We start from the raw sequence: 26,369 nt of genomic DNA, 5'->3' as shown, positions 1-26,369 counted from the left end.
TGCCCTCAAACGCAAACAAGGGGAAAAATGTTATTTTTCCCCTTGTGCGTTAATCTCTAAACTTACCACCAGTTGTTATTTATCTATGATGTAGTGGCACCCGCGGGACTGCTCATCCTTTATCGCCGCATACGTTATCAACAGCGCCGTCTGCGTGCCGTTGCGTAAGTCCAGCAATTCCTGGCACAGCGCATTGCCTTTGTAAAAGGCGTCAATTTCGTTATGCAGGTGGCGCAAGATTTTTTCCGCCCGGTTCAGCCGCGTGTGGCTGCGTACTAAACCCACATAGTTCCACATGGTGTTTTTAAGGGTATCCAAATCCTGTTTAACCAGGTTGATGTCCGGCTTTTCGGACGGAATCACCCATTCTTTAGGCGCGGGGATGTGAAAATCGTTTTGCGCAATATCTTGCGCGTCCGCCGCGGCGCATAAATAGCCCATGGCTACCGCCTCTAATAAAGAGGTGCTGGCCAGACGGTTCGCCCCGTGGTAGCCGGTGCAGGCCGTTTCCCCAATGGCGTTTAGGTTTACAATGTTCGTGCGCCCTTGCGGGGTGGCGTAAATCCCGCCGCAAAAATAGTGCGCGGCAGGTACTACGGGAATGGGTTGTTTCGTCAGGTCTATGCCGGATTCCAAACATTTTTTATAAATGGCCGGAAAGCGGTTTTTGGTGAATTCCGCCGGCTCGTGGGTAATATCCAAATACACGCAGTTGTGCGAGGTTTCCAAGCGTTCCTGCTCTATGGCGCGGGCGACAATATCGCGCGGGGCCAAGTCTTTTAAGGCGTGGTAGCGGGGCATAAAGGCTTCCCCGCGGCAGTTGCGCAAAATGGCGCCTTCGCCGCGCAGAGCCTCGGAAATTAAAAAGTTTTTGCCTTTGGCAAATACCGTGGGGTGGAATTGCACAAATTCCATATTCATAACCCGCGCCCCCACGCGGTAGGCCATAGCAATCCCATGCCCGTAGGCGTGCTGGAAATTGGTGGTGTGGCGGTACACTTGCCCCACGCCGCCCGTAGCCAAAACGGTCTTTTTGGCGGTGATGGCAAACACTTCGCCGGATGTGTTATCCAGTACATACGCGCCGAATACGGTAAGCGGATAGTAGCGGTCCAAAATGTTGGTGGAGGAGTGGGATAAAGTTAATAAATCTATGGCCGAGGTGCCTGGCATAACGGTAATGGCCGGGTTGTGTAAAATGGCTTTTTGTATGGCAGATAATAAAGCGTGCCCGGTGGTATCTTTGGAATAAATAATACGGTTTTTGCGGTGGGCGCCCTCGCGCGTGAAACGCAAGGCCCCTTTTTCGTCGCGGTCAAAATTAGCGGGGGCTTCTTTTAAGAAGATTTCCTCAATGGCTTTGCAACCCGCTTGCGAAAGCGTGCGCACGGCCTCGTCATTACACAAATGCGCCGTAGCCAGTTGCACATCTTCCAACAAATCCTGCATAACCAAATGCGGCTCATACACAATGCCGCCTTGGGCTAAATCGCTATTAGCATCTTCCAGCGGGCCGCAACTGAGCAAAATGGTTTTGAGCCCTTTTTTGGCGGCCTCGTGCGCGTAAACACAGCCGGCAATTCCGGCCCCGATAACCAGACAATCCGTATGTAGTATTTTCATATATATATTATAGAAAATCCCGCCCACAAGCGGACAATAAAACCCCGGGAATTTTTTATAAATCCCCGGGGTTTTTACAAGTAAAGTCCGTTAGTTATTGGTCACAGCCGGGCATTCGCCTTGCGTGCCGTTATTGCAACAACGCAGTTTGGGCGTATCGGTGCCGCAATAGTCCGCGCAGAGTTCTTTACCGGCTTGGTTATCGCCATAGCACATTGTGTAATCACTTTGATAATAGCGGCGCAAGTGATACTGGTACTGTAAATTGCCGTTGGTGGCGCGGCGGGAGGCCGTCACATGGCCTTCCGTAAACCCGGTGCCTGTTAAATAGACCCGGAAACCGTTGCCGTTGGCCCCGGTGACGGGGTCCCCTTTGGTGTAATAGACGGAATCAATAGCACCTTTGGGGGCCGCATCCAAACCCTTAAAATGCGTAGAAAAGTGGTTTGTTTGCATAAATTTGCGCCGTTGGGATAGCGCAATACTGCCTAAAAGCGTATCGGCTTCCGTCATGCGGGCGCGTTCCACCGCCTTAAAGTATTGTGGCATAGCCATAGCCGCCAAAATACCGATGATTAGCACAACTACTAATAATTCAATTAATGTAAACCCATTATTTTGCATATATTTCCTCCTAATTTAGGATATGCTATTTTAAGTTTATAAAATAAAATATAATAAATCAAGGTTAGCACTGGAACGCGGTTTTTATTATTTGATAAAATATATTTACACTGCTTAATGGCGGTGTTTTTTATCGGAAGAAAAAATATGTCTGCACCTGTTGCCAAAAATCCGTTTAAGGATAAAGCCTTATCTAAATTATTAATTAAATTTTCCGCCCCTGCCGTAGCCGGAATGTTTGTAAGTGCGCTTTATAACATTATTTCCCGTGTGTTGCTCGGGCGCACGCTGGGAGCGTTAGGAATTGCCGGTATCAGCATTTTGTTCCCGCTGGGGTTTGTTTTTGTGGGGTTCAGTGCCCTGATAGGGGTAGGAGCCAATGCGTTGTTTTCCATCCGCTTGGGGGAGCAAAACGAGGCCGAGGCCCAACGTATTTTGGGCAACGCCTTTGTACTGCTGTCCCTCATTTCGGGCGTGCTGACCCTGGGCACTTATGTATTTTTGAACCCCATTTTAGGCTTTTTGGGGGCCGATAGCGCCGTATTGCCGTATGCGCGGGAATACACGCAAACCGTTATGCCGGGGTATTTTTTATTTGCTATCGGGCTGGGGATGAACAACTTTATCCGTTCTTCCGGCCACCCCAAAACGGCCATGGGCACGCAGTTAATCGGCGCGGCGGTAAATATCGTATTGGGGCCGTTGTTTATTTTTAGCTTTGGGTGGGGAATGAAAGGCGCCGCACTGGCTACCGTGTGCGGGCAGGTGGTTTCCTTTTTATGGATTTTGCTGTTTTTTGTAGGCAAGCGGAGCAGTTATAAACTGCATTGGCGGTATTTTGGGTTAAAATGGCATATTTTTTGGGAAAGCGTTTGTATCGGGTTTTCCCAATTTGCGTTTCAGATGGCGTCTTCGGTCTTAAATGTTATTTTGAACCACGCGCTACTGCACTATGGGGGGAATGTGGCTATTTCGGCCATTGGAATTGCTATTAGCGTAAATACCATTATTTTAATGCCGCTGATTGGGCTAGCGCAAGGGGCCCAACCGTTGATTGGCTACAACCACGGTGCGCGCAAATATACCACGGCTATCCAAACGCTCAAAATGGCTATCCGCTGGGGCACGGTTATTACTACGGTGGGGTTTGTGCTGATAGAAATTTTTGCCCGCCAGGTGGTGGCTGTATTTAATAGTACGGACCAAGAGCTTATTTCCCTGGCCGCTTATGCGGTGCGGGTGCTGAATTTACTGCTGCCGCTGGTGGCGTTCCAAATCCTTACTACCAGCTTTTTCCAAGCCATTAACAAACCCTTAAAAGCGGCTTTTTTGAGCCTTTCCCGGCAAGTATTGCTGGTTATACCGCTGGTGCTTATTTTGCCGTTGTTTTTGGGGTTAAACGGCGTGTTTTTCTCCCCGCCGATTGCGGATGCAATTTCCGTTGTGCTGGCGTTTGTACTGCTTAAACGCCATTTTGAAAAATACCGCCAAAACTTCTTCTTTTCTAAAAAACATTAAGGCGGATACTATATATAAAAAGGCCCGGCGTTAAGAAACCCCGGGCCTTTTTGCGTTTGTTCAAACGGTTATTTGGTGGGGGTGGGGGCTCCGCCGGTTAAGTCTTTAATGGCGGCCACGGCACCCAATACATTGGAGGCTTCATACGGCATATAAATAACTTTGTTATCTTTGCCGTCCGTCATTTTGGACAGGGCTTCAATGTATTTAATGGAAATCATATAGCTGGCCGGGTTGGAAGACTGCGCCACCGTGCCCGCTATGATTTTTACGGATTCTGCTTCGGCGGTGGCTACTTTAATTTTGGCTTCGGACACCCCTTCCGCTTGCAGAATGGCGGCTTGTTTCAACCCTTCCGCTTTTTTAATTTCGGATTCGCGCACCGCTTCCGCTTTCAAAATTTGGGCCGTTTTGGTACCTTCGGCTTCCGTCACCATAGCGCGGCGGTCGCGTTCGGCCTTCATCTGTTTTTCCATGGCTTCGCGGATGGCGGCGGGGGGAATAATATCCTGCAATTCCACGCGGTTTACTTTTACGCCCCATTTGTTGCTGGCGTCATCCAAAATAACCTGCAATTTGCCGTTGATGATTTCGCGCGAAGTTAAGGTTTGGTCCAAGTCCATTTCACCAATGATGTTTCTTAACGTGGTTTGCGTTAATTTTTCAATGGCGGTGGGCAAGGATTCCACTTGATACGCCGCTTTCAGCGGGTCCGTAATTTGGAAATACAACAGCGCGTTGATTTCAATACCTACGTTATCTTTGGTAATCACGCTTTGGCGCGGGAAGTCGTACACGGTTTCGCGCATATCAATCGTATCGCGCAGCTCCATAAACGGTACGGAGCGCGTGCGGCCGGTGCTATCCATATATTCCCGGCTGTTGCGCCATTCCATTAAGTGCGGTTTATCCATAATGGGGATAATCCAGTTAATACCCGGGTTTAAGACTTCCAGGTATTTACCAAAGCGCTCAATAATCATTACTTGCGCTTGTTTTACTACAATAATGCCTTTGGCAATAATCACAATAACAAAAAATGCAAGTATCGCCAAAAATGTAATGCCTAACCCTTCCATGGTGTTCTCCTTGAATTGAAATACGCCTGACGGCGCTTACGGCTTTTTACAAATTATTTGGGGCGTACGGTTAAGGTGACCCCGTCCAACTTTTCCACCACGCACACCGTGCCGGCGGATAGCGGCTTGGCGGCGGTGGCTTTCCAGCTTTCTCCGCCCACTTTTACGCGGCCGGAACCGTTTTGCGGGTCAATATCCGTTTCCACCAGGGCTTCTTGGCCGATGACGGCCTCCGCCGGGGTTTGGATGTGTTTGGAGCGGCCGTACAAGTGTTTTAAGGCAAACGGACGAACGCCTATCCAGGCACCGCCGGCTACTACAATAAATACGGCTACCTGCCACCAGATGTTGCCGCCCAGCCACGCCGTGAGCGAGGAGCCCAGTAAACCAATCCCCACACACGCGAGGGAAAATTCCATAGAAAATAACTCGCCGATGAAGCAACATACGGCCAGTATTAAGTAGATGTAGTAAGTCACAGGAACACCTCCGTTAATTTTTGATAATTTCTAAATAATTACGCAAATATTTTAAGCGGCGTTCGTCGCGCAGTTTATTAAGCACATAAATCATATTGGCAATAAACCGGCGGATAATGGTACGGGAGGACAAGGGAGCAAAAAAGTTTTCGTTCCATTTAATTTCGCGCGATAAAATATAATCTTTGCAATCCTGTACGGAAAGGATTTTGCCTTTATCCAGCGGGTCTATAAACAAATTTTGCTCCGTGGAGTGCGCTTGCAAATGCACCAAAATACGCCCGGCTAAATCCACCAAATTACATTCCAACCCATAGCGTTGGGCAATGGTTTGGTATAAACACGCCATGCACAGGCTGGAGCCGCGGCGTTTAACCAAAAAACGGCCGAAGGAAATGTCTTTAATATCCAAATTGGCAGGTAAAACCACAAAGCGCAAACTGTTAAAAAAGTATTTGCTTAACACTTCGGCGGCGCCGGATAAATCGGTAGTGTTTAAGAGGGCGGCGCGCATTTGCTGGGCCAAATTATCCAAATTGTGGGTAATTTCTCCGCGGGTGGCGGCGGGGGAAACAAAGCGGGCCAAAATCCAAAGCCCTTCTTCCAAATCCGGGTTGATTTTGCCGGCGAATGCCGCCATTTGCTCGCTTAAATTATCCCAGCAGATTTCTTCCAGCGTGTGGCGCACCTTGGAGGGTACGGACAAATTAAAAGCACTGTCTAACGCTTGCTGTACGCGGGCGGGGTTATCCTTTACGGCGGCGGCCAGCTCCGGGCGGAGCAGTTCCGTATATTCGTCCGATTCGGTTTCTATTAATTTAAGCAGTGCTTTTAATTGTTCTGGTCCCAGCGTTTTCATATATAAAAGAATAGCAAATTTAGACGGAATATAGAAATAAATTTATGTGGTATTTGGGGGGCCGTTTCCGGCCGGGCAAAAGCGGCCGCAAAGCCGGGGTTTTGGGCAAACTTTTGCATAGGTTTAACGGATAAAAATGCGGTAAAAAATTCCCTGTAAATTCCCCTAAAAACATAAAAACCCCCGGGTAAACCGGGGGGTTTTCAAAATACTTGAAATAAAAAATTATTGCAAGTCTTTTTCGTTAGCGGTAATGGCTAATACTACGCGGCGGTTGGCGGCGCGCCCGGCGGCCGTGCGGTTGCTGGCAATCGGGTTAGAGGAGCCATAGCCTACATAGGAAATGCTTTTGGTTCTCAAATTGCTGCCCAACAAGAAATCGTACACCGCTTTGGCGCGCGCTTTGGACAGTTTGTTGTTAATGGCATCAGAGCCGGTAGAATCGGTATACCCTTGTACCACAATGCGGTTTTTGGGGTATTTTTTAAGTACGCGGTTGAGGTCCGTAAGCGTTTGCATGGCATCGGCGGACAGTTCACTGCTGCCGGTTTGGAACAAAATATCGTTTTTCAGGAATACCTGAATCCCGTTATCGCCTTTTACCACTTCGGCAATGGCGGCCAATTCTTTGGCTTGTTTGTCATAATAGTTGCCCAACAAGCCGCCCGCGGCCATACCGGCCAAAGCCCCGTAAACGGCGCCTTGCCCGCTCTTACCGCCCGTGCTGTGGGAAATAATAGCACCCGCGGCCGCGCCCACGGCGGCACCGCCGGCCGCGCCCCAAGCCGTCCGTTTGCCCGGAGTGGTGCAAGCGGAAGCCAACAGCGCGCAAATGCTGCAAATCAGAATGGTTTTCTTCATGAATAGCTCTCCTTGTAAAATAAAACTACTTTTATATTTTACTTTATTTATTGCCCGCCGCACAAAGGGGAAAATTGAAAAAAAGAAAATTTTTCTTACCGGAAAATTCCGCTTTATGGGGCGTTTTTAGACACAAAAAAACTGGGCCTATTAAAAAGCCCAGTTTTTCAAAAACAGCAACGGTTTATTTAGCCGTCAGTTCCAATTCCACGCGGCGGTTGGCGGCGCGGCCTTTGGCGGTTTTGTTGGTGGCTACAAAGTTGGTAGCACCCAAACCTTTATAAGATACATTTTGTTCCGGCACACCTTTTCTGATTAACGCATCCGCCACCGCTTTGGCGCGGCGTTCGGACAAGTCTTTATTATAGGCTTTGTCGCCGGTAGAGTCGGAATATCCCACAACCGTAATGTGGTGGTTCGGATATTTTTTCAAAATGCGGGCCGTTTGGCTCAACTGTTTGTTGGAAACGGGTTTGATTTGTTCGCTGTCCCACGCAAAGCGGATGGGGTTTTTGAAGTTGACCACCACTTTATTGGGGGTGTTGGTGCGGACGTCCGCCATTTGGGAAAAATCTTTTTCCTGTTGGGCGGCGGCTTCGCGCTGGGCTTTTTCGGCCGCGAGGCGTTCTTCTTCGGCGCGTTGGGCGGCTTCGCGTTCGCGCAGTTCGGCTTCGCGCTGGGCGTCACGTTCTTCTAATGCTTGGCGGGCGGCTTCTTGCGCCACGGTTTTTATGCAAGCACAGCTTTTGCAGTTTTGGGTGCAAGCGTTAGCGGCTTGGCAAGCGGCTTTGCGGCAGGGGGTGCCTGTGGTGCGTCTTTCACAATGGCAGGCGGCCAGACACAAAGAAACTGCTACTAATAATACGGCTTTCTTCATGGTGTGATTCTCCTTTGTAAGGTCTAACTATATTTTACAATATTCTGCAATCCGGCTTGCCTTTACGCTTCATAAGTTCCCGGTATAACTGCACCACCGGCTTGTGCAGTTTGGGGTGGATGTAGTCGGACAGCAGGTACGAAAGCGGCTTTAATACAAATTCCCTTTCCTGTAAACGCGGGTGGGGGATAATCAGCATATATTCGTCGTCGTCATCAAAAAATTCTATTTGGTCATAAAATAAAATATCCAGGTCAATCACGCGCGGGCCGTTCTTAAACGTGGGCGTACGGCCGAGCTGTTTTTCCAGCGCCTTTAATTTGCGCAGTAGCGCCGCCGGCGGATACGGCGTACTTAAAATGACCACCGCGTTTACAAAATCCGGCTGGTTGGCAAAGCCCTCCGGTTTGGATAGGATATACGGGGAAACCTCTTTCACCGTGCCCAGGTTGGAAAGGGCCTCCACGGCTTTATCCAAATGCTCTTTGGCAGGGGCAATATTACTGCCAAGCCCTAAAACCGCTTGCGGCATTAGGCGTTTTCTTCCTCTCCGCGGTATTCTATCCAGCGGTCGGGTTCTTCGCTTACTTTTACGCTGTATAAGTGCGGCAGGCGTTCTTTAATGCGGTTGAACATCCATATCGCCAGGGCCTCGGTGGTGGGGCGGCGCAAAAAGGTGCCCAGGTCGCGCCCTTCTAAACTGCTTTCCAGCTCCAGTTTGAAGATGTCGGCCAAATCGCGGAAATCCAACAAATATCCTTCTGCGTTGGTGTGGCCGTGAAAGGTAATTTCGTAATGGAAATTATGGGAGTGGATTTCTTCGTTCAGGGTTCCGCCGTGCCCGTGCCGGGCATGAAAAGAACCGCACTGGGTTAAATAAACAATGCTCATTTGGCCTCCTGTAATTCTTGATAAAAATTCATAATTTTGCGGGTTTCTTTTACGTCATGCACGCGCAGAATATCTGCCCCGTGCTGAAGGGCCACCAAATTGGCCGCCAGCGTTTGGGCTTTGCGTTTGGGGGCGCCTTCGCGCTTTTGGCTTAAAAAGGTTTTGCGCGAAAGCCCAATCAGCATCCGCACGCCCAAGGTTTTGAAAACGTCCAAATGTTTTAATAATTCGTAATTTTGCCCGCGCGTTTTGGCAAACCCAAAGCCGGGGTCAATGATAATTTGCTCTTTGGTTAGGCCGCAACTTTGCGCTTGCGCGATTTTCTGCGCCAAAAATTCTTTAATTTCGCCGAGTAAATCCTTATAATCCGTAAGGGTTTGCATGGTTTGCGGCGTGCCGCGCGTGTGCATAACCACAATCTGCGCGTTAAAACGCTGTACCAGTTTGAACATTTCCGTATCCGGCGTGCCGCTTACGTCGTTAATTATACTAACGCCGGCTTTTAAGCCTTCTTCGGCCACTGGGATTTTAACCGTATCCAAAGAAACGGGGATTTGGGGCCACGCTTGGCGCACCGCGCGGATTAAAGGCAGTACGCGGCTTTTTTCTTCTTCCGCGGGGACGGGCGTTCCGCCCGGGCGGGTGGACTCTCCGCCAATATCAAAAATATCGGCGCCGCCCTCTGCATAATCCTTGCATTTAGCCAGCAAGGTTTGCAGATTGTTTTGCGGGTTGCCGTCGTAAAAAGAATCCGGCGTAGCGTTTACAATACCCATTAAAAGAGGTTTAGTCATAAACTCCCCTATTTAATCATTTCCAAAAATTCACTGCGGACTTCCAACTTTTTGAAAGCCCCGCGTATGGCGCTGGTCACCATGACGGCGTCATGCTTTTCAATCCCGCGCGAACTAATGCACAAGTGTTTGGCTTTGCATACCACCATTACGCCGTAAGGCTGTAAGGTTTCCATTAAGCTATCGGCAATTTGCGCCACCAGTTTTTCCTGTATTTGCAAACGGCGGGCGTATACTTCTACTAGCCGCGCCAGTTTGGAAATCCCCAATACTTTGCCTTTGGGCAGATACCCAATGCTAATGGTGCCGAAGAACGGCTGTAAGTGGTGTTCGCAAGTGGAATAAAATTCTATATCTTTTAAGACCACCATTTCTTCGCAAGAGCCTTCCGTAAAGGTTTTTAAGACGTCCTGCGGTTTCATTTGGTAGCCGCCGAAAAGTTTTTGCCAACTGCGTAAAATGCGCAAGGGGGTTTCCTGCAACCCTTCTCTGTCCGGGTCGTCGCCGATATAGGCGAGGATTTCCCGCAGGTTTTGCAAAATTTTTTCTTGCGTTAGCGGATGTTTGCCATTTTGTGCGTTTGCAGGCTTAAACGCAGAAACGGATTTTGTTTGATTATTTTTACGCATAGGTCTATATTCTCCTGTTTGTTGCTTTCGGGTTGAAGATAAATTTGTGTTTTTTGGTTATGGTACGCAAAATAGTTTTGTAAATCGGCCAGGTCGGTTTCTTGGCCCACCACCAGTTTAATGACGTCCGCTTTTTGCAACATTTGCGGGCTGACATAACGCTTGGGGGAAACGGTAATAAAATCAAACAGGCTGACGTCCGTATCTTTGTAGCCGTTGGTTTCCAGGTGGATTTGATAGCCGTTTTGTTTAAGCGTTTGCAACAGGGGGAGCAAATCCTGCTCGGTGGGTTCCCCGCCTGTAATAATGATGTTTTTACACGGATATTTTTGCACTTGCGCCACTATTTGGGCGGGGGACATTTCCGTAAACGCGGCTTGGGCGTATTTGGTGTCGCACCACGGGCAACCCATACTGCAACCGCTTAAACGCACAAACACCGCCGGCATACCCGTATGGCGGCCTTCCCCTTGAATGGAGTAGAAAATCTCGTTAATTTTGAGCAATGGCTGCGGCATTGTCGCTCTCCCAAATTTCCAATGTTTTTAAGGTTAAATTCAATTTTTTAAGCTCCTCCCCGATGTGCTTAAACAAATGCTCCGCCAATAATTCCGCCGTCGGGTTGGGCAAAATATCGTTGAGCAAGCGGTGGTCGGGCAGGTTGTCGTCCAACAGTTTTTTAACCACCTTAAAATCGCACACCATGCCGCTGGGCTGAATGGGGCCCTCTATGATAAAAACGGCTTTCCAAGTGTGCCCGTGCAGTTGGCGGCATTGGCCGTTATAGCCGGGCAAGTGGTGGGCGGAACTAAAAGAACGAATCAGTTTAATAAGCATTTAATTTCTCTCCGGTAATGTGTTAAAAATTTGCTGTAAGTAAATAATACATACAAAAATAACCGCCAGCGTAAAAAGCGGAACCCCTATAAATAAGTTCAGGTACCACAACACGCACAGCGGCCCCATTAAAAACAGGCTCCATTTGGCAAGCGTACCCAGGGCCACCCGCACGCCGTAAATCAGGCGCAAAAACACGCCCACCGCCATCCCGGCGCAGAAAAAGTAAAAAAACATCAGCGGGATAAGCATAAAAGAAGCCATAAACCCAATGGCGCGAAGCGTGCCTTGCAGTACCTCTTTATGTTGGGCCAAAAAGGCTTGCGACGTGGTAAACGTAAACGTGGCGGGCAGTATGTTTTTTTGCACGCCGGCGGCCGCGGGCATATAAACGCCGTCCGGCCCCACCACGGCGGCCCAGTTATGGCGGACGAAATCTTCCTTTGCAGGCGGTGTTTTTAGGGCAGAATCAAAATGCAGGGCAAACCCGCTTTTGGGAATAGTAAAATCCACCGGGTTTTGCGGTGCTTTTAAGTGCCCCTTTTCAAACGTCACTTCCGGGAAGTTTTTAATCATTAGGGGGAGCTGTTCCCGCAAATAGCGGCCCATAAATAAGTTTAAGGCCAAGAGGGAAAGCAAAAACAAATAAAACACAAACAGGCCCACTTGCCATTTGGTAGCGGCCGCTAAACGGTGATAAACGGTAAAACTAAAAATAGTGCGCCAATGTAAACCTAGCATATTAGCTATTATACTAATTTGAGCCCTTTTTAGGGCCACCGGCATAAATAGCCAGGAATGGTAAAAATAAGTACAATAAAAGATATATATTGGTGGAAAGGAGTTTTTTGCGTGAAAAATAAATTTAACTGGTTGTTGGCCTTTTTTATGGCGTTTAGTGCCGTGTCTGTACAAGCGGCCCCGAAAACATTAAAAGTGGTGTCTGCCACGCCCAAGGGGCAGCTGATGTATGCGGGCAATTCCCCTATCAGCATTACGTTTAACCGCCCGGTGGGGAAACTATCCGAAAAAGATTCTTTTGCCGGCGGGAAATGTCCGCTGGTCATTACCCCTGCCGTAAAAGGCTCCTGCCGCTTTAGCGGTACGCAAACGCTGTTGTTTGAGCCCAGCGAAAACTGGCCGCTTGCCACGCAATACCGGGTAATGCTTAAAAAAGGGTTTGCTTCGGCCGTAAACGGCGCCAAACTGCCGGACGATTATTCGTTTACTTTCACCACGCCGCGTATTTTTGTGCGTTCCACGCGCCCGGCTAAAGACGAACGCTGGCTATCCCTGAACCCCACCTTATATATTGTCTTTTCCACCCGGCCGGATTTGGCGCGCGCGGAAAAGTTTTTAACGCTTTCTTACCAAGAGGAGCCGGAAAGCTCGGTAGTATCTAAATTTTTATCGCGCATGGGCGGCGGCAAAAAAGCGCAAAAGCCGGTGCTTAAAACGGTGCCGCTGTTAGTGCGTGAGGTGGCGCCCGAAGAACACCAGCGGGATTTTGCCTGGGAAACCCGCAGCGATATGTTAGCCGTCAGCCCGGCAAAACCGCTTAAAAGAGGGGTTAAATATACGCTTACGGTGCAGGAGAACTTCCCGGGGGCCGAGGGGCCTTTGGGGTTAAAAAAGCCGTATGAACTTACTTTTTATACTTATCCCGCGCTTAAAACGCTGGGGGCCACCACGGCCGGATGTTTGCCGTATGCGCCCAGCGTAAAATTTTCTTCCCCGGTGCGGTTGAAAGATTTACTGGCCGCGGCTACGGTCACTCCGGCCGAGGCTAAGGGCCGTTTATCGGAAGCGGACGAAATGGCACTGGGCGCGGAACATTTGCCCGCCACCGGTGCGGAAGCCGAAAAACCCGGCGCCGTGCAGGAAGCCTATTTTGATACGCCGCTATCCTTCTTAAAATTAGCGCCCGGCCAAAGCGTGACGGTGCGCCTGGCCCCCGGCCTGCAAGATATTTACGGCAACCGTTTAGGGCAGGAAGAAACCTTTACTTTTACCAACGAGGGCTATTGCCCGGCGGTGGATTATCAAGGCGGAACCGGCGTATTGGAAAGCTATTTGCCGGCCCGCTTGCCGATAGAGCTGGTCAATACCCCGCAGTTGGAAACGCAGGCAGTGGCTTTGGCCAAAGATACCTTTATTCCGTTCCAGCGGGAAAGCGCCGGCTATTGCTCCAAAAAAGAAATCAAAAACGCCACCTTTGACGGAAATTATGCGTTCCGCACGCCTAAAGATAAATCCGTCAAAACGTATTTTGATTTGGAAAAATTCGCCCCTACCGCCAAAGACAGCATTATTTTCAGCCAAGTGCGCGTGCCCAGTAAATGGCGCAAAGACGGCTACTGTTGGGTCAGCGCGCTTTCCAACATTACGGATTTGGGCATTACGTTCAAAACTTCGCCGGATAATACCTTATTATGGGTGACGCACTTAAAAACGGCGGAACCTATGCCCAATTTGGGCGTGGAGTTGCGGGACAAAACCAATAAAGTATTGTGGAGCGGCTCTACCGATATGAACGGCCTGGTGCAAGCCCCCGGTTGGAAAAAACTGGACATAGAACAATCCGGTTGGGGCAAGCCGGAGCTTTACGCGTTTGTATCCAGCCCGGGCGGGGATGCCGTTGTCAGCAGTGATTGGAACAACGGTTTGGAGCCCTGGCGGTTTAATTTGAATTATGATTACAACCCGCAGGAAACTATCAACCAAATGCAGTTGTTTGCGGACCGCGGTATTTACCGCCCCGGCGAAACGGCCCATGTAAAAGGGGTGTTCCGCACGCTTAAAAACGGCGTTTGGAGTTTGCCCGGTTATGTGCGCGGTACGGTTTATGCGTACAATTCCCGCGGGGAAGAAGCATTTAAGCAAAATGTAGCCGTTTCTTCCGCCTTCGGTACGTTTCATTTTGATTTGCCGCTTCCTTCCAATGCGCCTACCGGGCAGTGGCAGGTTTCGTTTGTGCCGCAAGGGGAAACCAATGTGCAGGGCACCAGTTTTTATTTTAATGTGGAAGCCGCCAAACAGGCGGAGTTCCGGGTCACCTTGCGCGCGGGGGAAGAAAATTATACCCCCGGACAACAGGCGCAGTTTTTGGCCACGGCCGATTATTTGTTCGGGGCCCCGGTAGCGGGGGGAAAGGCCCGTTGGACGGTGCGCCAAGTGCCGGTGTATTCGCTCAACATCAAGGGGTTTGACGGATACGATTTTACCCCGTACTTTTTGCGCTCCGAACAAAAGACGGAAAACAAGGTGTTATTGCAGGCAAACGGAGAGTTAGATAAAACAGGCTCCGTGCGTTTTACTTTACCTATGCCCAAAACGGAAGTACCGTTAGACATTTATGCGGAAACCGGGGTGCAATCTCCGGCGAACCAAGAGCTGTTTGCCCGCACGTCTGTACGGTTGAGCCCGGCCGGGTTTTATTTGGGCGTAAAAAATGATGTTTCCAATACCGAGGTCGGCAAACCCATAGAGGCGGACGTAGTGGCCGTCACTCCGGCCGGGGTGCGCACCACGGCGGCCGTAAAGGTGGAAATACGCAAAGAACAATGGTTCAGCGTGCGTAAAACAGGGCTTTCGGGCCGCTTGGAATGGGTCAGCAGTAAAAAAGTGAAGGATTTTCCGTCGTCCGCTTTTACCTTGCCGGCGGAAGGCTACCGCTATGCGTATACACCCACGGAGCCGGGCTCTTATTACATTACTTTTTCCACGCAGGATTCCGCCGGGCGCAAAGTATTGGGCGGGTTCCAGTTTGTTGTGTTTGGCAAGGGGGAAGCCTATTGGAAAAAATCGGATGACGATATTTTAACCTTAAAAACGGATAAAGACTCCTACAAACCGGGCCAAACGGCAAAAGTGCAGGTGGAATCCCCGTACGAAAACGCCCTGGCGTTGGTAAGCGTGGAGCGCGAAAAAGTGTTGGACGCGTGGACAGCGCCCATCAAAGGCGGGGCAGATTATGTGGAAGTGCCCGTCAAGCCGGAATACCTGCCCAATGTGTACGTTAGCGTGACGTTGGTGCGCGGGCGCAGCTCTATGGATTTTGATGCGGACGGGTTGGATTTGGGCAAACCGCAAGCCAAACAAGGCTACGCTGTTTTGAATGTGCAGCCGGAAAGCCGCCGCCTGGATACCCAATTAAAAACCAATAAAAAAGAATACCGCCCCGGCGAAGAAGTGACCCTTTCCCTGCGTACGCGGGTGAAAGGCAAAAATGTGCCGGCGGAAGTGACCGTTTACGCGGTGGACGAAGGTATTTTAGCGCTTACGGCCTATAAAACGCCGGATTTGTTTAAGGCGTTTTACGGCTCCCGCCCGGTGGCGGTTTCCACGGCGGATAACCGCTCCTTAATTATCGGCCAGCGCAACTTTGGCGAAAAGGGCGAAAACCGCGGCGGTGGCGGCGGTGCGTTGGACCAACTGGGCGGCGCGGATTTGCGCGGCAATTTTGAATTTACGCCCTACTTTAACGCCAATGTGGTGACGGACGCCAAAGGCCGCGCAGAGGTAAAATTCAAACTGCCGGATAACTTAACTACATTTCGCGTAATGGCCGTCGGCGTGACGGCGGCGGAGTTCGGCTCGGCCGAAAGCAGTATTAAAGTAGCCAAACCTCTTATGCTTACGTCCGCCCTGCCGCGCTTTGCCCGCAAAGGGGACCGCTTTTTGTGCGGGGCCGTGGTGCATAATTACGCCGATAAAAAAGGCCAGCTCAAATTGAGCGCGGCGGCCACCGGGGCCGTTAAACTGGCGCCGGAAGAAAAGACTATCCAGGTGGCAAAAGGCACGTCGCAAGCGGTGTATTGGGATTGCGAAGCCGCGGAAAACGGCCCGGCGGAAATTGCTTTTACGGCCCGGGGCGCGCAGGAAAGTGACGGCGTAAAAGTGAAGTTTACGGTGGAAACGGTGGAAAAAGAGCAAACTTTATCCACTTATGCCGCTACTGATTCCACCCAAAAGGAAGTTTTGCAAGAGCCGGAAAACCTCAATTTGCAAGGCAATAACCGGGTGGAAACGGCGGTTTCTTCCACCGCGCTTGTAAACTTGAAAGGCTCCATGCTGTATTTGCTTACTTATCCGTACGATTGTTTGGAACAAAAAATGTCTAAAATCTTGCCTGTGGTGCAAGGGGCGGATTTAATTGATGCGTTCAAATTGGGCGACACCGCCGCTTTGCGCCAACAAACGCAGGCCATTTTGGACGAAATTGCCAAATACCAGTATCCGTCGGGCGGGTTTGCCTATTGGCCGGACTCCCTGCCGGACCCGTATGTGACGGCTTATGCGTTGGAAGTAAACTATTTGGCCAAACAAAAAGGCTACCGCGTGGACGAAAAAGCGTTGTCCGCCGCCGTAAAATGGCTTAAAAATTCGTTCGGCACGCAAAACCGCATGGCCTACCCGTATTCCCAGGCGGAAAAAGACACCGCCCACGCATACGCCGTATATGTGCTGGCGCTATACAACCAAAAAGAAACCGCGCGCTTTAATACCTTGTATATGAAGCGCGAAAACCTGCCGCAGGCGGCGGTGGCTTACTTGTTAAAAGCCACTGTGTCCGGTAAATACGGTTCCGCCGCAGAACGGCAAAACCTGGCGGATTTACTGCTTGCCGGGGCCGTTATTCTGCCTAATACCGTTCACTTTCAGGCTTCGTCTGCCTTGCCGTGGTTGCATTTTGAAGACGTCAAAACCACCGCTATTACCTTGGATGCCGCCCTGCAAGCCGGGGTGGAAATGCCCGCTCCGTACAAGGTGGTCAACTGGCTGATGACCCAGCTAAACGCGCAAGGCCGTTGGGAAAACACCAGTGTAAACGCGGCGGTATTCGGCGCGTTGGATACTTACTACCGCAAGCAGGAAAGCGCGGAGCCGGATTTTACCGCGGCTATCCAGTTAGGGGCCGCCCAAAAATTAACGGCTTCTTTTGCGGGGCGCAGTGTAAACGCACAAACCTTTGCGGTGCCGTTTAGCCAAGTGTATGCGGCGGGGAAAGAAGCGCCTGCCGTGTTTACCAAAAACGGCTCCGGCACGCTGTTTTATGCGCTCAGCCAAGTGTATGCGCCGCTGTATTTTGATACGCCGGTGGACGCCGGGTTTAGCGTAAAACGCGCCCTTACCACGTTGGACGGCAAAGCCGTGCAAGCGTTTAAGGCCGGGGAACGCTACAAAGTGACGCTGACGGTAAAATCTTCCGGCTCCCGCTCTTTTGTGGTACTGGAGGACTTTTTACCGGCCGGGTTTGAATTAGTGAGTACGGCCCTGGCTACCGAAAGTCAGGTTGATGTAGCCGTGGCGGACGAAGCCACCGCTGACGGAGCCGACTTGCAAACGCCGGATTGGGGGAGCTTCTTTAGAAGTGAACAGTACGACTCTCGCATTGTGGCATTTGCCGATTATTTATCCGCCGGGGAACATACGTTTACTTATTTGGTGTCTTCCACGGTGCCGGGCATGTTTGCATACCCGAGTGCCTGGGCGCACATGATGTATGAGCCGGCGGTGTTCGGCCGCACGGCTACCCAAACCCTGCGTATAGAACCGTAATGAAAAAGTTTGTTTTACTGGCCGTATGTTTGTGTTTTCTTCCCCGTCTGTCCGGCGGGGAAGAAATTTCTTTGGCGCCGTCTTTGCAAATTTATGACCGCTACGGCGTACCCATGCGCGGGTATTTATCCCAACAGCAAACGTATTTCCGCCCCATAGAACTGGCCCAAGTATCGCCCTGGCTTATTTTGGCGGCGGTATCGGCCGAAGACAAACGCTTTTTTATGCACCCGGGGGTGGACTATAAAGCCGTTTTGCGCGCCGCGTGGCAAAACGCCAAAGAGGGGGAAGTGGTGTCGGGCGCGTCCACCATTACCCAGCAGTTGGCGCGCGTGATTGAGCCGCGCCCGCGCACGTTGTGGGGCAAAGCCAAAGAGGCGTGGAACGCGCTGTTATTGGAGCGCGGAAAAACGAAAGAAGAAATTTTGGAAGAATATTTTAATTTGTTGGAGTTCGGCGCGCTGACCCAAGGGGTAGAGGCGGCGTCCAATTATTACTTTGGTTGTCCGGCGGCGGAGTTGTCCGTCGCGCAGGCGGCCACCCTGGCGGGGATGATTCAATCCCCGGTGCGTTTTGACCCTGTCAAACATCCCCGGTCTTGCCAAAAGCGCCGCAACGCGGTTTTGCGGCTGATGCGCCAAAACGGCTTTATAGACCAAGACGTCTACCAAATGGCCCTGGCCGAGCCCCTCACCCTGCAAGCGGCCCCGCGGCCGTTTTCCGCCCCGCATTTTACCCGCTATTTGGCGCAACTGGCCGGGCCGGATACGGCGGATATTTACAGTACGTTGGATGCGCGCGTGCAAACCCGCGCGGCGCAAATTGTGCAAAACCAACTGGCGCGCTTCACGCAGGAAAACGTGACTAACGCCGCCGCGGTGGTGCTGGATAACCGCACCGGGGGCGTGTTGGCGTATGTGGGCTCTGCCGATTTTAATGATACCCGCCACGCGGGGCAGGTGGACGGCGTGCGCGCGTTGCGCCAGCCGGGCTCCGCCTTAAAACCGTTTGTGTATGCGCTGGGGATGGATAAGGGGTTTTATCCGTCTTATATGATGAAAGATGAAGACACCTTTTTTGAAGACGGATACCGCCCCCGCAATTATGACGGCACTTTCCACGGGTGGGTCAGCGCGCGTAAAGCGCTAGCGTGTTCTTACAACATTCCGGCGGTCAAGGTGGCCGCGGCGGTGGGCGCGCCTACCCTACTGGCCGGGTTGCGCCAACTGGGGCTTACTACGCTAAATAAACCGGCCGGGTTTTACGGGTTGGGGCTTTCACTAGGCGCGGGCGAGGTGCGGCTATTGGATTTGGCGGGCGCGTATGCCACGTTGGCGCGCGGCGGGCTTTATAAGCCGGTTTTACTGGCCGAAACCCCGGTTATCGGCGGGCCGGGCGCGGTGCGGCGCGTGTTTGACGAGCGCGTGAGCTTTTTGGTGACGGATATGCTGAAAGATAACGCGGCGCGGGCGGATGCGTTCGGGTTAAATTCGCCCTTGCAGGTGCCGTTTGAAATGGCCGCCAAAACAGGCACTTCCAAAGATTACCGCGATAATTTTGCTATCGGCTATACCCCGCGGTGGACGGTGGCGGTTTGGGCCGGAAATTTTGACGGCTCGCCCATGCGCCGCGTGTCCGGTATTTCGGGCGCGGCCCCCATTCTGCACGATTTGGCCGTTTATATGCAAAGCGTTTACCCCAGCCCGCGTTTTACATTGTCGGACGGGGTAAAAGCCGTGACGGTGTGCGCGCAAAGCGGGCTGCCCGCCGGGAAAAACTGCACCCGCACGCAAACGGATTATTTTTTGGTGGACAAACTGCCGGATAGTATTTGTGACGGCCGCCACCAAGCATTAGCCCCGGCGGCGCGTATCACGTTCCCGCAAAACGGAGATGTTTTTAAGTGGGACCCGGCCGTCGCGCCCGATTCCCAACAAATTTTATTTCAGGCCGAGGCGGCGCACCCGGAATTTTGCCAATGGGTGCTGGATAAAAAAATAAAAGGGCAGGGGAACAATGTGTGGTGGAAAATTGCGCCCGGCAAACACCGTTTGGCCTTGCGTTGCGGAGCCGAAACGGACACCATCCGCTTTGAAGTATTACAATAACCCGGGGCGCTTTTAAGTAAGCTGTTGCTCTTGAGATATTGGAAAAATCTTTTTTACCGCGGGCGGCGCAGGGCGCGGGCCGCTTCTTTTACTTCGGGCGGCACGCGGAACGATTCCTGCATTTTTTGAATGGCTTTGTTGTGGGTAAATTTGTCCAGCGTGTTTTGTTGTAAAAACGCCAGCACCTCTTGCGGGACGGACAACGCCAGTTCTGCCAAGGCCCACGCCACCGCCATTTGGGCATAAAAAGCCTGTGTGGGCGGCGTTTTGAGCCGTTGGATTAGCCGCGCGGCATAAGGCGGTTTAGCAAAATGGAACAGGCCCGTCACTACCGCCGTGCGGAAAAAATACTCCCGCTTATCCTTAAAATACGGCTGTAAAAATTCCCACGTTTCTTGCGGGTGCGTGCGCGCCGTGGTAAAGCCGGCACAAAAGCAATCGCAAACGCTCCAACAGTTTATGCGGGGGATAAATGTTTCGGCCCGCTTAAATGCTTCCTGCGGCGTGCCTTTCAGTAGGCCGATAATAATGCCTTGGAGCATAATTTCTTCCAAAGAATCTTGGGTAAGGTGCAAAAGCGCTTCTTCCCCGTAGCGGCGGACGAGTTCTCTGGCCAGTTGGCGCAAAGCGGGCATACGCACCCCCAGTAGCGGGGTGGAAACCCCCGGTAGGAGTGCGGCCGAAAACAGGCGGTATTTTTCATCTGCCAGTTGGGCTAGGCGGGCTTTAATATCCATATTAGGTATTTTAGCAAAGGTATATTTGCGCGGGCAAAATAGTATAATAAATTAACCGCATTTGATTTGCGTTTTATTCCCTTTTTGTTGGAGTTTTTTTTATGACTAATACCGCGCAGGATATGGCCAACGCCAAAGAAACCATTTCTAAAGAAATACAATGTCTGCAAAAGTTGGAAGAATTATTGGACGAACAGCCGCTTTCCGCCGTGTTGGATATTTTGCAAAACACGCAGGGGCGCATTATTTTTACGGGCATGGGTAAGTCCGGCATTATTGCACAAAAAATTGTGGCTTCGCTGGCGTCTACCGGCACCCCGGCTTTTTTTATTCACCCGGCCGAGGCCAGCCATGGGGATTTGGGGATGATTACCCCGGAAGATACCGTGGTGGCTATTTCCAACAGCGGGGAATCTAAAGAATTGGCGGACGTGTTAAACTACTGCAAGCGCTTTGATATTAAGCTAATCGGCCTGACCAAAAACCCGCAAAGCACGTTAGCCAAAAATGTGGATTTTGTGCTAGCGTTGCCCGTCACGCCGGAAGCGGACCCGCTGGGGCTGGCGCCTACGTCGTCCACCACGGCTACATTGGTGTTGGGGGACGTGCTGACGGTGGCCCTGATGGCGCGTAAAAAATTTACCAAGACGGATTTTCAAGTGCGCCACCCGGGCGGCAAATTGGGGGCCGTGTTGCAAACGGTAAAAGACGTTATGCACTCCGGCGCGGAAATGCCGCTTTTGCCGCAAGATGCGCCGGTATCGGCCATTTTGATAGAAATGAGCAAAAAGCGCCTGGGGTGCGTGGGGTTCAGCGGCAAAGACGGCCGCTTAACCGGCATTTTTACGGACGGCGATTTGCGGCGCAATATGTCGCCGGAGCTGTTCCACAAAACCGGTGTGGATATTATGACGGTAAACCCCAAACAGGTACCGCCGGATATGATGGCCGCCGAGGCCCTGCGCATTATGAATGCCAAAAAAATTACCACCCTGTTTGTCACGCAAGATGAAAAGCCGCTGGGCGTGGTGCATGTACACGATTTGTTAAAATTGGGGTTATAAATTAAGGGGGATTTATGTGGAAAGAACTACTGGAACGCGCGTTTGGCCTGCCTGAACTAATTGCAACGGTGGCGATGGTTGTTTCGGTAATTATCTATGCGGCCGTTTATTGGTTCAAGGGGGCCAAAACCAACGAAGATGACCTCCAGAAAATGTGGGAGGATGAAAAAAGAAAAACTTTTTTGTATTATAACCCGCCCAATGCCCCGCAGTTTATCCGATATGCGCGCAACGGAGAAACGGAAAAATTGCAGGAAATGCTGAATACCGGCTCCGTCAATATCAATCAAACGGATTCCAACGGCAATACCGCGTTAATTGCCGCCGCGTGGAACGGCAAGACCCAAACCGTGTTGTTTTTGTTAAAATCGGGCGCGGACGCGTATTTGCGTAATGAATCTTTAACGGATGCCGCCAATGCGGCTTGCAATAATGACAAGTTGGAAACTTTTTCCGCCATGTTGGAGTACGGTTTGGACGCTGGCAAAATGTCTTTTGGGGGGAAACTGCTGGTGATGTATTTATCCGGCAAAAACCGTACAGACTTGTTGAAAAGCGTACTAAAACAATGTGGCGGCGTGGCGGACCCGGCCTCGGCCTTGTGGAGCGCGTGCAACGCGCTGGAAAAGAACAATTTAGCCTTGCTTTTATCTTATAAGGCAGACCCCAATGCTGCCAATGAACTGGGGGAAACCCCGCTCATGGCGTTGGCCTCCGCTCTGCCGGAAACGGACGGACAAAAGCAAATTCAAAAGGAAATGGCGGTTATGCTTTTGGAGGCCGGCGCGGATACGGCCTGCCATGACAGAGAGGGGTTAAGCGCCGAGGATATTGCCAAACAATACCACGCAGACCCGGCTTTTATCCAATTAATCAAACTCCGCCGCGCAAGCGAAGAATGGGTGCGCACCCGCTAATTAAAATTTGATAAGAAACGCGCTCTGCCCGCCTACCGAAACCGGGGTTTCCTGCGCGGCGCGGGATTGGCAAAAGTCTTTCCCGGCGTTATTTAGGCCCTGGCACGCCAACTGCAAAAAATTATCCGCGGTGGTTAATTTGTATTGGGCGTGGCGTGCTTCTTTTTGTTCAAATTCCGCTTCCCAGCAGTATTCTTTGCCCGGCTCCGGGCGGCAAGTAATGTGCAAGGTAAAATATTTTAAGGGATTTTCTTTTTGGGCGCGTGATTCTATGCGGCGCGCTTGCGCTTCGTCTAAGGGGCGGCCCCGGTAAAAATTTTTAGTCCGGCCCCATAGCACCACGGCTTCCGTCATGCGCGCGCTTTCCGCGGCGTTAAAATAATACGGCACCGCTACGGCGGATAACACGCCTATAATGAGTACCGCTATTAATAATTCTATCAGCGTAAATCCGTTTTGCATAAGTAAAACCTTATTCAATTTCGGCCAAATACGCATTTACCAAGGCGGTTATTTCCGCTTCTTTGGCGGGTATACCTAAACCCCAGGCGGCCTCTTGCACAATGCTTTTGGCCTCGGCGCACAGGCCGTCTTGTAATTGGGCCAAATTGAGTATGCGGTCCATACGCAAATAGGCTTCCAGCACGGTGGCTTTTTGCTTGCCCAAACTGGCGCGCAAAGCACAAGTGTTGCTCATTTTCAGGCGGAAGTACACCGTGCCGCCAAAGGAAATGTGGTTTAAGTATTTCAGCGCCGTCACTAAAAACAAAATCAGCTCTTGGGTGAGTTTTTCAATAGAAACCACGCGGGCCTCGTGCCCGTTAAAATTTTTAATTTCCCCGGCAATCCGTTTATCCATGAGCAGGCCATAGGCGTTAAATTCCGTCATTTTATGCACGCCTTTTTGGTTGCTGATGACGGCCGCGCCGTCTTGCAAGGGTTGGATGGGGTAATCCTCCGGCGCCGTATGCCCAAACCACGCATCCGTGGCACATTCGCGGATAATTTCCGGTATTTGGCGGTAATCCGTCAGCGGTTCTTCCGGGTAGAAGGGGGAAACGGACAGCGTGCAAACAGGCAGGTTGGCTAATTCCGTATTTTTCAGTTTTAAGTAATTTTCAAAATGGCTTTCGGCTTTATCGTACAAAATATGGCGCAACCGTTCGGATTTTTGGCGGTGGTCTAACAGCCAGGGCAGGCGTTCCGGGTGAACAATGGCTTCCGGGCGGCTGCTTTGCCCAGTGCGGACGTATGCGCGCTTGCTTTTGCCCACCAAATGCGGGGTTAAATTGCTTTGCGGAATGTTGACCACCACAAACATACGGTTGTTCGGCCCAATGCAGGTGTTGATGTCAACAAACACAATGGGGTCAATGTATACTTGTATGATGTCTTCTATCGTACTGCGGATTTTTTCGTGATACGGCATACCGGTAAACGGCGGGGCCGGTTTGTCGTCTTTATCGTCCTGCACGCCAATAATAATAGTGCCGCCCAAGGCGTTGGCAAAGGATGCAATCGTTTTGGCGAATTTTTCTTTATTTTTGGGCAAGCAGTATTTGTAATCCAGCTGTTTGCCCTCGGGAATACCCCGCTTGCAAAAGTCCACCACATCTTGAAAGGTCAAATCATTAATCGGTTTATTGAACAGCATAATAGCCTCTTTTGGCAAGTGCGCCGCTTAATTTATTATAATAAAATTAGTTGCTTATAAAGCATTTTTTTAGAACTGTAAAAAAGTATGTTAAACCAAACCGATACACTGGCTAATGTGCTGGCTGAAAAATTTATCACAACCGCCCCCCAAGCGGCGGGGCGTGTTTTGGGTTCCATGGCCACGCACGAGGTGGTGCTTTTGGTATCTCCCTTAAAAGCGCAAACGCTGGTGACGTGCTTTAATAATATGGAGCCTTGCAAGGCGGCGGCGGTGTTGCGCCGTTTGCCCGCGCGGCAGGCCGGGTATGTGTTTTCCCGCCTGGACGTTATGCAGGCGGCGCGGATGATGAAGGAATTTTCCCAGCCGTACCGGGAAAAACTGTCCGCTTCCCTAAAGCCGGAATTTGTGGCGCTATTAAAGGGGGCGCTGGCGTTTGCCCCCAACAGCGTGGGCGCGCGGATGAGTACGGATTTTGTATCCGTTAAGACGGACGCCAAAGCGGCGGACGTAATAGAACGCTTAAAAAATATGCCCCGCAAAAAATTGCCGCCCGTTTGTTTTGTGACGGCCAAAGACGGCCAGTTAAAAGGCGCGGTGCGCGTGGCGGAACTGCTGTTTTATCCGGCGGATAGCGCGGTGGGTTCTTTGATGAGTGCGGATTATGCCGTTTTAACGCCCGGGGAGGGGGAAACTTCCGCCATGCAAAAATTTAAGGCGTGCCAGTGGCCTTTGCTTCCGGTGGTGGACGGGCAAAACAAGCTGCTCGGCGTGCTTTCCCCCAAGTTGGCGGCCGATGTGCAATCCCCCAAAAAACATTGGCTAAAACGCTTGTTTAAGCGCAATAAATAAAAAATTCCCATCTATAAAAAAGGCCCTCTGTGCGGAGGGCCTTTTTAGTCTTGTAGCAAGGGTAAAATTAGTTGATTTCTTTAATTTCCACATCAAAAACCAATTCTTTACCGGCTAACGGGTGGTTGAAATCCAAGGTAATTTCTTTTTCGCCGATTTCTTTTACCACTGCGCGGAACGTGTGCCCGCCGTTGGAAGCGCCCACCATATCGCCTACTTTTAATTCGTTGGCGTTGGAAATGGCTTCTTTCGGTACGCGCTTAATGGCTTCTTGCAATACCAGGCCGTAGCCTTCTTCCGGCTTGACGGTGACGGTCTTTTTGTCGCCCACTTTCATACCCAAAAGTTCTTTTTCCAACCCCGGGATAATCATACCCGCGCCGTGGGTGTATTCCAGCGGCCCGCGCCCGGCGGAAGTATCGGCTACTTTGCCGTCAACGGTGAGGGTATAGTCAAATTTTGCTTTGGAACCTTCTTTAATCATATTTTTCTCCTTTGCCGCAGGAACCCTGGGACGTTTTGTTTTAACTTTTACATTGTACCAGTTTTGGCGCTGTTTTGCGCAATAAAACCCCCGCCCTGTTATGGGGCGGAGGCACCAACGCGTTGGTTGGGGGGAGGTAAACCGCGCCCCCCGGGCGGTATCAAACGGTGCTACAAAACTATTGTTAAAAATTTAGGTTCCGGCGGCAAGTGCAAAAAAGGGTTAGAGGGTTTGAAGTTAAAAAATTTTGCGCCCGGGAGCGTATTTAGCTATAATGGGTATTGTAAATAGTTGAAAAATCCATAAACTATGTTTAGTGGAGGAATTTATGAAGAAAGGTTTTACACTTATTGAGTTGTTAGCCGTGGTACTGATTATGGGCATATTGGCTTCCGTGGCTATGCCAAAGTACACCCGCAGTTTGGACCGCGCCCGCATGGTGGAGGCGGAACAAATGTTGGCCCCTATTTATGAGGCGCGCGAACGGGTGCGTATTGAAAACGAGGCAAACGGAAACAATGAAACCATTACGGCGAATATGTTGGATATCGGTATCAAAAATATTACATCCATAGAGGGGCAGTTAATCCGCACGCCTAACTATACTTACAGTATTGCAAATGAAAATGTGGTGCAAGCCCGGTTGGAAAAGGGCAATAATGTAAAAGGCACTGTTTTTGCGTATGACGGGACCAATATGTATTGTTGCAATCCCGGAAAGACGGATACCGGAAAGACGGATATTTGCGAAGAGGTTTTTAATATATCCAAGAAACACTGTTTTTAGTAGAGGAAATTTATGAAAAGAAATAAAAAAGGTTTTACTTTGGTGGAAATTTTAACGGTAGTGCTGATTGTGGGCGTATTATCTGCCGTGGCGTTGCCGCAATACCGCCGCGCGGTGGAGCGCTCCCGGGCGAC

General features: G+C 50.9%; 26 protein-coding genes. 8 read left to right on the top strand and 18 right to left on the bottom strand.

Annotated features, from left to right (window positions below; translation table 11 throughout):
• Positions 1-75: 75 nt before the first annotated feature.
• Positions 76-1,623: an L-aspartate oxidase gene (locus ACQY18_RS02320; RefSeq protein ID WP_428038693.1), complete on the bottom strand. Its 1,548-nt coding sequence runs from the start codon at positions 1,621-1,623 to the stop codon at positions 76-78.
• 90 nt (positions 1,624-1,713) lie between these two features.
• A complete protein-coding gene (locus ACQY18_RS02315) occupies positions 1,714-2,247 on the bottom strand; it encodes a type IV pilin protein (protein ID WP_428038692.1) in 534 nt (177 codons plus the stop codon).
• Positions 2,248-2,394: 147 nt separating this feature from the next.
• Here ACQY18_RS02315 and ACQY18_RS02310 point away from each other — a divergent pair, with 147 nt between their 5' ends.
• A complete protein-coding gene (locus ACQY18_RS02310; RefSeq protein WP_428038691.1) occupies positions 2,395-3,765 on the top strand; it encodes an MATE family efflux transporter in 1,371 nt (456 codons plus the stop codon).
• Positions 3,766-3,833: 68 nt separating this feature from the next.
• Here ACQY18_RS02310 and ACQY18_RS02305 read toward each other — a convergent pair whose 3' ends face one another.
• From ACQY18_RS02305 to ACQY18_RS02250, 12 genes are all read right to left on the bottom strand, one after another.
• Positions 3,834-4,844, bottom strand: a complete 1,011-nt coding sequence (locus ACQY18_RS02305; protein WP_428038690.1) for an SPFH domain-containing protein — start codon at positions 4,842-4,844, stop codon at positions 3,834-3,836.
• Positions 4,845-4,897: 53 nt separating this feature from the next.
• On the bottom strand, positions 4,898-5,323 hold the full coding sequence (locus ACQY18_RS02300) for an NfeD family protein (protein ID WP_428038689.1): 426 nt from the start codon (positions 5,321-5,323) through the stop codon (positions 4,898-4,900).
• Between the two features lie 13 nt (positions 5,324-5,336).
• A complete protein-coding gene (locus tag ACQY18_RS02295) occupies positions 5,337-6,182 on the bottom strand; it encodes a transglutaminase family protein (protein ID WP_176776921.1) in 846 nt (281 codons plus the stop codon).
• Between the two features lie 225 nt (positions 6,183-6,407).
• Positions 6,408-7,043, bottom strand: coding sequence for an OmpA family protein (locus ACQY18_RS02290; protein ID WP_176776920.1), 636 nt, complete (start codon positions 7,041-7,043; stop codon positions 6,408-6,410).
• Between the two features lie 184 nt (positions 7,044-7,227).
• A complete protein-coding gene (locus tag ACQY18_RS02285; RefSeq protein WP_428038688.1) occupies positions 7,228-7,920 on the bottom strand; it encodes an OmpA family protein in 693 nt (230 codons plus the stop codon).
• Positions 7,921-7,954: 34 nt separating this feature from the next.
• On the bottom strand, positions 7,955-8,452 hold the full coding sequence (gene folK, locus ACQY18_RS02280) for a 2-amino-4-hydroxy-6-hydroxymethyldihydropteridine diphosphokinase (protein ID WP_176776918.1): 498 nt from the start codon (positions 8,450-8,452) through the stop codon (positions 7,955-7,957).
• Positions 8,452-8,811, bottom strand: a complete 360-nt coding sequence (locus ACQY18_RS02275; RefSeq protein WP_176776917.1) for a 6-carboxytetrahydropterin synthase — start codon at positions 8,809-8,811, stop codon at positions 8,452-8,454. The genes folK and ACQY18_RS02275 overlap by 1 nt, the downstream gene beginning before the upstream one ends.
• Positions 8,808-9,605 (bottom strand): dihydropteroate synthase, encoded by a 798-nt coding sequence (gene folP, locus ACQY18_RS02270; protein ID WP_428038687.1) that lies wholly within the window; start codon positions 9,603-9,605, stop codon positions 8,808-8,810. The genes ACQY18_RS02275 and folP overlap by 4 nt, the downstream gene beginning before the upstream one ends.
• A gap of 8 nt (positions 9,606-9,613) precedes the next feature.
• Positions 9,614-10,234, bottom strand: a complete 621-nt coding sequence (folE, locus tag ACQY18_RS02265; RefSeq protein WP_176776915.1) for a GTP cyclohydrolase I FolE — start codon at positions 10,232-10,234, stop codon at positions 9,614-9,616.
• A complete protein-coding gene (locus ACQY18_RS02260; RefSeq protein WP_428038686.1) occupies positions 10,159-10,752 on the bottom strand; it encodes a 7-carboxy-7-deazaguanine synthase QueE in 594 nt (197 codons plus the stop codon). The genes folE and ACQY18_RS02260 overlap by 76 nt, the downstream gene beginning before the upstream one ends.
• A complete protein-coding gene (locus ACQY18_RS02255) occupies positions 10,727-11,071 on the bottom strand; it encodes a 6-pyruvoyl trahydropterin synthase family protein (RefSeq protein ID WP_428038685.1) in 345 nt (114 codons plus the stop codon). Before ACQY18_RS02255 ends, ACQY18_RS02260 begins: the two co-directional genes overlap by 26 nt.
• Positions 11,072-11,812 carry a DUF1189 family protein gene (locus ACQY18_RS02250; protein ID WP_428038684.1) on the bottom strand — a complete coding sequence of 247 codons (741 nt, stop codon included), beginning with the start codon at positions 11,810-11,812 and terminating at the stop codon, positions 11,072-11,074.
• A gap of 111 nt (positions 11,813-11,923) precedes the next feature.
• Here ACQY18_RS02250 and ACQY18_RS02245 point away from each other — a divergent pair, with 111 nt between their 5' ends.
• Together ACQY18_RS02245 and pbpC are read left to right on the top strand one after the other, a co-directional pair.
• On the top strand, positions 11,924-17,632 hold the full coding sequence (locus ACQY18_RS02245) for an MG2 domain-containing protein (RefSeq protein ID WP_428038683.1): 5,709 nt from the start codon (positions 11,924-11,926) through the stop codon (positions 17,630-17,632).
• Positions 17,632-19,740: a penicillin-binding protein 1C gene (pbpC, locus tag ACQY18_RS02240; RefSeq protein WP_428038682.1), complete on the top strand. Its 2,109-nt coding sequence runs from the start codon at positions 17,632-17,634 to the stop codon at positions 19,738-19,740. The genes ACQY18_RS02245 and pbpC overlap by 1 nt, the downstream gene beginning before the upstream one ends.
• 53 nt (positions 19,741-19,793) lie before the next feature.
• On the opposite strand, the gene ACQY18_RS02235 is transcribed toward pbpC, so the two are convergent.
• Complete coding sequence (locus ACQY18_RS02235) at positions 19,794-20,477, bottom strand: DNA alkylation repair protein (RefSeq protein WP_428038681.1); 684 nt, start codon at positions 20,475-20,477, stop codon at positions 19,794-19,796.
• A 101-nt stretch (positions 20,478-20,578) separates the two neighbouring features.
• Here ACQY18_RS02235 and ACQY18_RS02230 point away from each other — a divergent pair, with 101 nt between their 5' ends.
• Positions 20,579-21,541 carry a KpsF/GutQ family sugar-phosphate isomerase gene (locus ACQY18_RS02230; protein WP_428038680.1) on the top strand — a complete coding sequence of 321 codons (963 nt, stop codon included), beginning with the start codon at positions 20,579-20,581 and terminating at the stop codon, positions 21,539-21,541.
• A gap of 14 nt (positions 21,542-21,555) precedes the next feature.
• On the top strand, positions 21,556-22,458 hold the full coding sequence (locus ACQY18_RS02225; RefSeq protein ID WP_428038679.1) for an ankyrin repeat domain-containing protein: 903 nt from the start codon (positions 21,556-21,558) through the stop codon (positions 22,456-22,458).
• Here the strand turns inward: ACQY18_RS02225 and ACQY18_RS02220 are convergent, their stop codons facing one another.
• Positions 22,459-22,920 (bottom strand): type IV pilin protein, encoded by a 462-nt coding sequence (locus ACQY18_RS02220; protein ID WP_428038678.1) that lies wholly within the window; start codon positions 22,918-22,920, stop codon positions 22,459-22,461. It lies immediately after the preceding gene.
• A gap of 10 nt (positions 22,921-22,930) precedes the next feature.
• Complete coding sequence (locus ACQY18_RS02215) at positions 22,931-24,112, bottom strand: AlbA family DNA-binding domain-containing protein (RefSeq protein ID WP_428038677.1); 1,182 nt, start codon at positions 24,110-24,112, stop codon at positions 22,931-22,933.
• Between the two features lie 87 nt (positions 24,113-24,199).
• Between ACQY18_RS02215 and ACQY18_RS02210 the strand changes: the two genes are divergently transcribed.
• Positions 24,200-24,964, top strand: a complete 765-nt coding sequence (locus ACQY18_RS02210; protein ID WP_428038676.1) for a CBS domain-containing protein — start codon at positions 24,200-24,202, stop codon at positions 24,962-24,964.
• 67 nt (positions 24,965-25,031) lie between these two features.
• Here ACQY18_RS02210 and ACQY18_RS02205 read toward each other — a convergent pair whose 3' ends face one another.
• Entirely contained in the window at positions 25,032-25,448 is a 417-nt protein-coding gene (locus ACQY18_RS02205) for an FKBP-type peptidyl-prolyl cis-trans isomerase (protein WP_176776903.1), read from the bottom strand.
• 328 nt (positions 25,449-25,776) lie between these two features.
• Between ACQY18_RS02205 and ACQY18_RS02200 the strand changes: the two genes are divergently transcribed.
• Positions 25,777-26,235, top strand: coding sequence for a type IV pilin protein (locus ACQY18_RS02200; RefSeq protein ID WP_428038675.1), 459 nt, complete (start codon positions 25,777-25,779; stop codon positions 26,233-26,235).
• A gap of 12 nt (positions 26,236-26,247) precedes the next feature.
• Positions 26,248-26,369: type IV pilin protein (locus ACQY18_RS02195; protein ID WP_428038694.1), on the top strand; the 122-nt coding region annotated here is incomplete at its 3' end.

It is taken from the genome of Candidatus Avelusimicrobium faecicola (assembly GCA_900540405.1).
GTDB lineage: Bacteria > Elusimicrobiota > Elusimicrobia > Elusimicrobiales > Elusimicrobiaceae > Avelusimicrobium > Avelusimicrobium faecicola.
This window is presented reverse-complemented; position numbering and strand designations above follow the sequence as displayed.

Excerpts from the sequence above, each read along its gene's own strand:
- ACQY18_RS02320 (WP_428038693.1), bottom strand. The coding sequence starts at position 1,623 with ATGAAAATACTACATACGGATTGTCTGGTTATCGGGGCCGGAATTGCC.
- ACQY18_RS02315 (WP_428038692.1), bottom strand. The coding sequence starts at position 2,247 with ATGCAAAATAATGGGTTTACATTAATTGAATTATTAGTAGTTGTGCTA.
- ACQY18_RS02310 (WP_428038691.1), top strand. The coding sequence starts at position 2,395 with ATGTCTGCACCTGTTGCCAAAAATCCGTTTAAGGATAAAGCCTTATCT.
- ACQY18_RS02305 (WP_428038690.1), bottom strand. The coding sequence starts at position 4,844 with ATGGAAGGGTTAGGCATTACATTTTTGGCGATACTTGCATTTTTTGTT.
- ACQY18_RS02295 (WP_176776921.1), bottom strand. The coding sequence starts at position 6,182 with ATGAAAACGCTGGGACCAGAACAATTAAAAGCACTGCTTAAATTAATA.
- ACQY18_RS02290 (WP_176776920.1), bottom strand. The coding sequence starts at position 7,043 with ATGAAGAAAACCATTCTGATTTGCAGCATTTGCGCGCTGTTGGCTTCC.
- ACQY18_RS02285 (WP_428038688.1), bottom strand. The coding sequence starts at position 7,920 with ATGAAGAAAGCCGTATTATTAGTAGCAGTTTCTTTGTGTCTGGCCGCC.
- folK (WP_176776918.1), bottom strand. The coding sequence starts at position 8,452 with ATGCCGCAAGCGGTTTTAGGGCTTGGCAGTAATATTGCCCCTGCCAAA.
- ACQY18_RS02275 (WP_176776917.1), bottom strand. The coding sequence starts at position 8,811 with ATGAGCATTGTTTATTTAACCCAGTGCGGTTCTTTTCATGCCCGGCAC.
- folP (WP_428038687.1), bottom strand. The coding sequence starts at position 9,605 with ATGACTAAACCTCTTTTAATGGGTATTGTAAACGCTACGCCGGATTCT.
- folE (WP_176776915.1), bottom strand. The coding sequence starts at position 10,234 with ATGCGTAAAAATAATCAAACAAAATCCGTTTCTGCGTTTAAGCCTGCA.
- ACQY18_RS02260 (WP_428038686.1), bottom strand. The coding sequence starts at position 10,752 with ATGCCGCAGCCATTGCTCAAAATTAACGAGATTTTCTACTCCATTCAA.
- ACQY18_RS02255 (WP_428038685.1), bottom strand. The coding sequence starts at position 11,071 with ATGCTTATTAAACTGATTCGTTCTTTTAGTTCCGCCCACCACTTGCCC.
- ACQY18_RS02250 (WP_428038684.1), bottom strand. The coding sequence starts at position 11,812 with ATGCTAGGTTTACATTGGCGCACTATTTTTAGTTTTACCGTTTATCAC.
- pbpC (WP_428038682.1), top strand. The coding sequence starts at position 17,632 with ATGAAAAAGTTTGTTTTACTGGCCGTATGTTTGTGTTTTCTTCCCCGT.
- ACQY18_RS02235 (WP_428038681.1), bottom strand. The coding sequence starts at position 20,477 with ATGGATATTAAAGCCCGCCTAGCCCAACTGGCAGATGAAAAATACCGC.
- ACQY18_RS02230 (WP_428038680.1), top strand. The coding sequence starts at position 20,579 with ATGACTAATACCGCGCAGGATATGGCCAACGCCAAAGAAACCATTTCT.
- ACQY18_RS02225 (WP_428038679.1), top strand. The coding sequence starts at position 21,556 with ATGTGGAAAGAACTACTGGAACGCGCGTTTGGCCTGCCTGAACTAATT.
- ACQY18_RS02220 (WP_428038678.1), bottom strand. The coding sequence starts at position 22,920 with ATGCAAAACGGATTTACGCTGATAGAATTATTAATAGCGGTACTCATT.
- ACQY18_RS02215 (WP_428038677.1), bottom strand. The coding sequence starts at position 24,112 with ATGCTGTTCAATAAACCGATTAATGATTTGACCTTTCAAGATGTGGTG.
- ACQY18_RS02210 (WP_428038676.1), top strand. The coding sequence starts at position 24,200 with ATGTTAAACCAAACCGATACACTGGCTAATGTGCTGGCTGAAAAATTT.
- ACQY18_RS02205 (WP_176776903.1), bottom strand. The coding sequence starts at position 25,448 with ATGATTAAAGAAGGTTCCAAAGCAAAATTTGACTATACCCTCACCGTT.
- ACQY18_RS02200 (WP_428038675.1), top strand. The coding sequence starts at position 25,777 with ATGAAGAAAGGTTTTACACTTATTGAGTTGTTAGCCGTGGTACTGATT.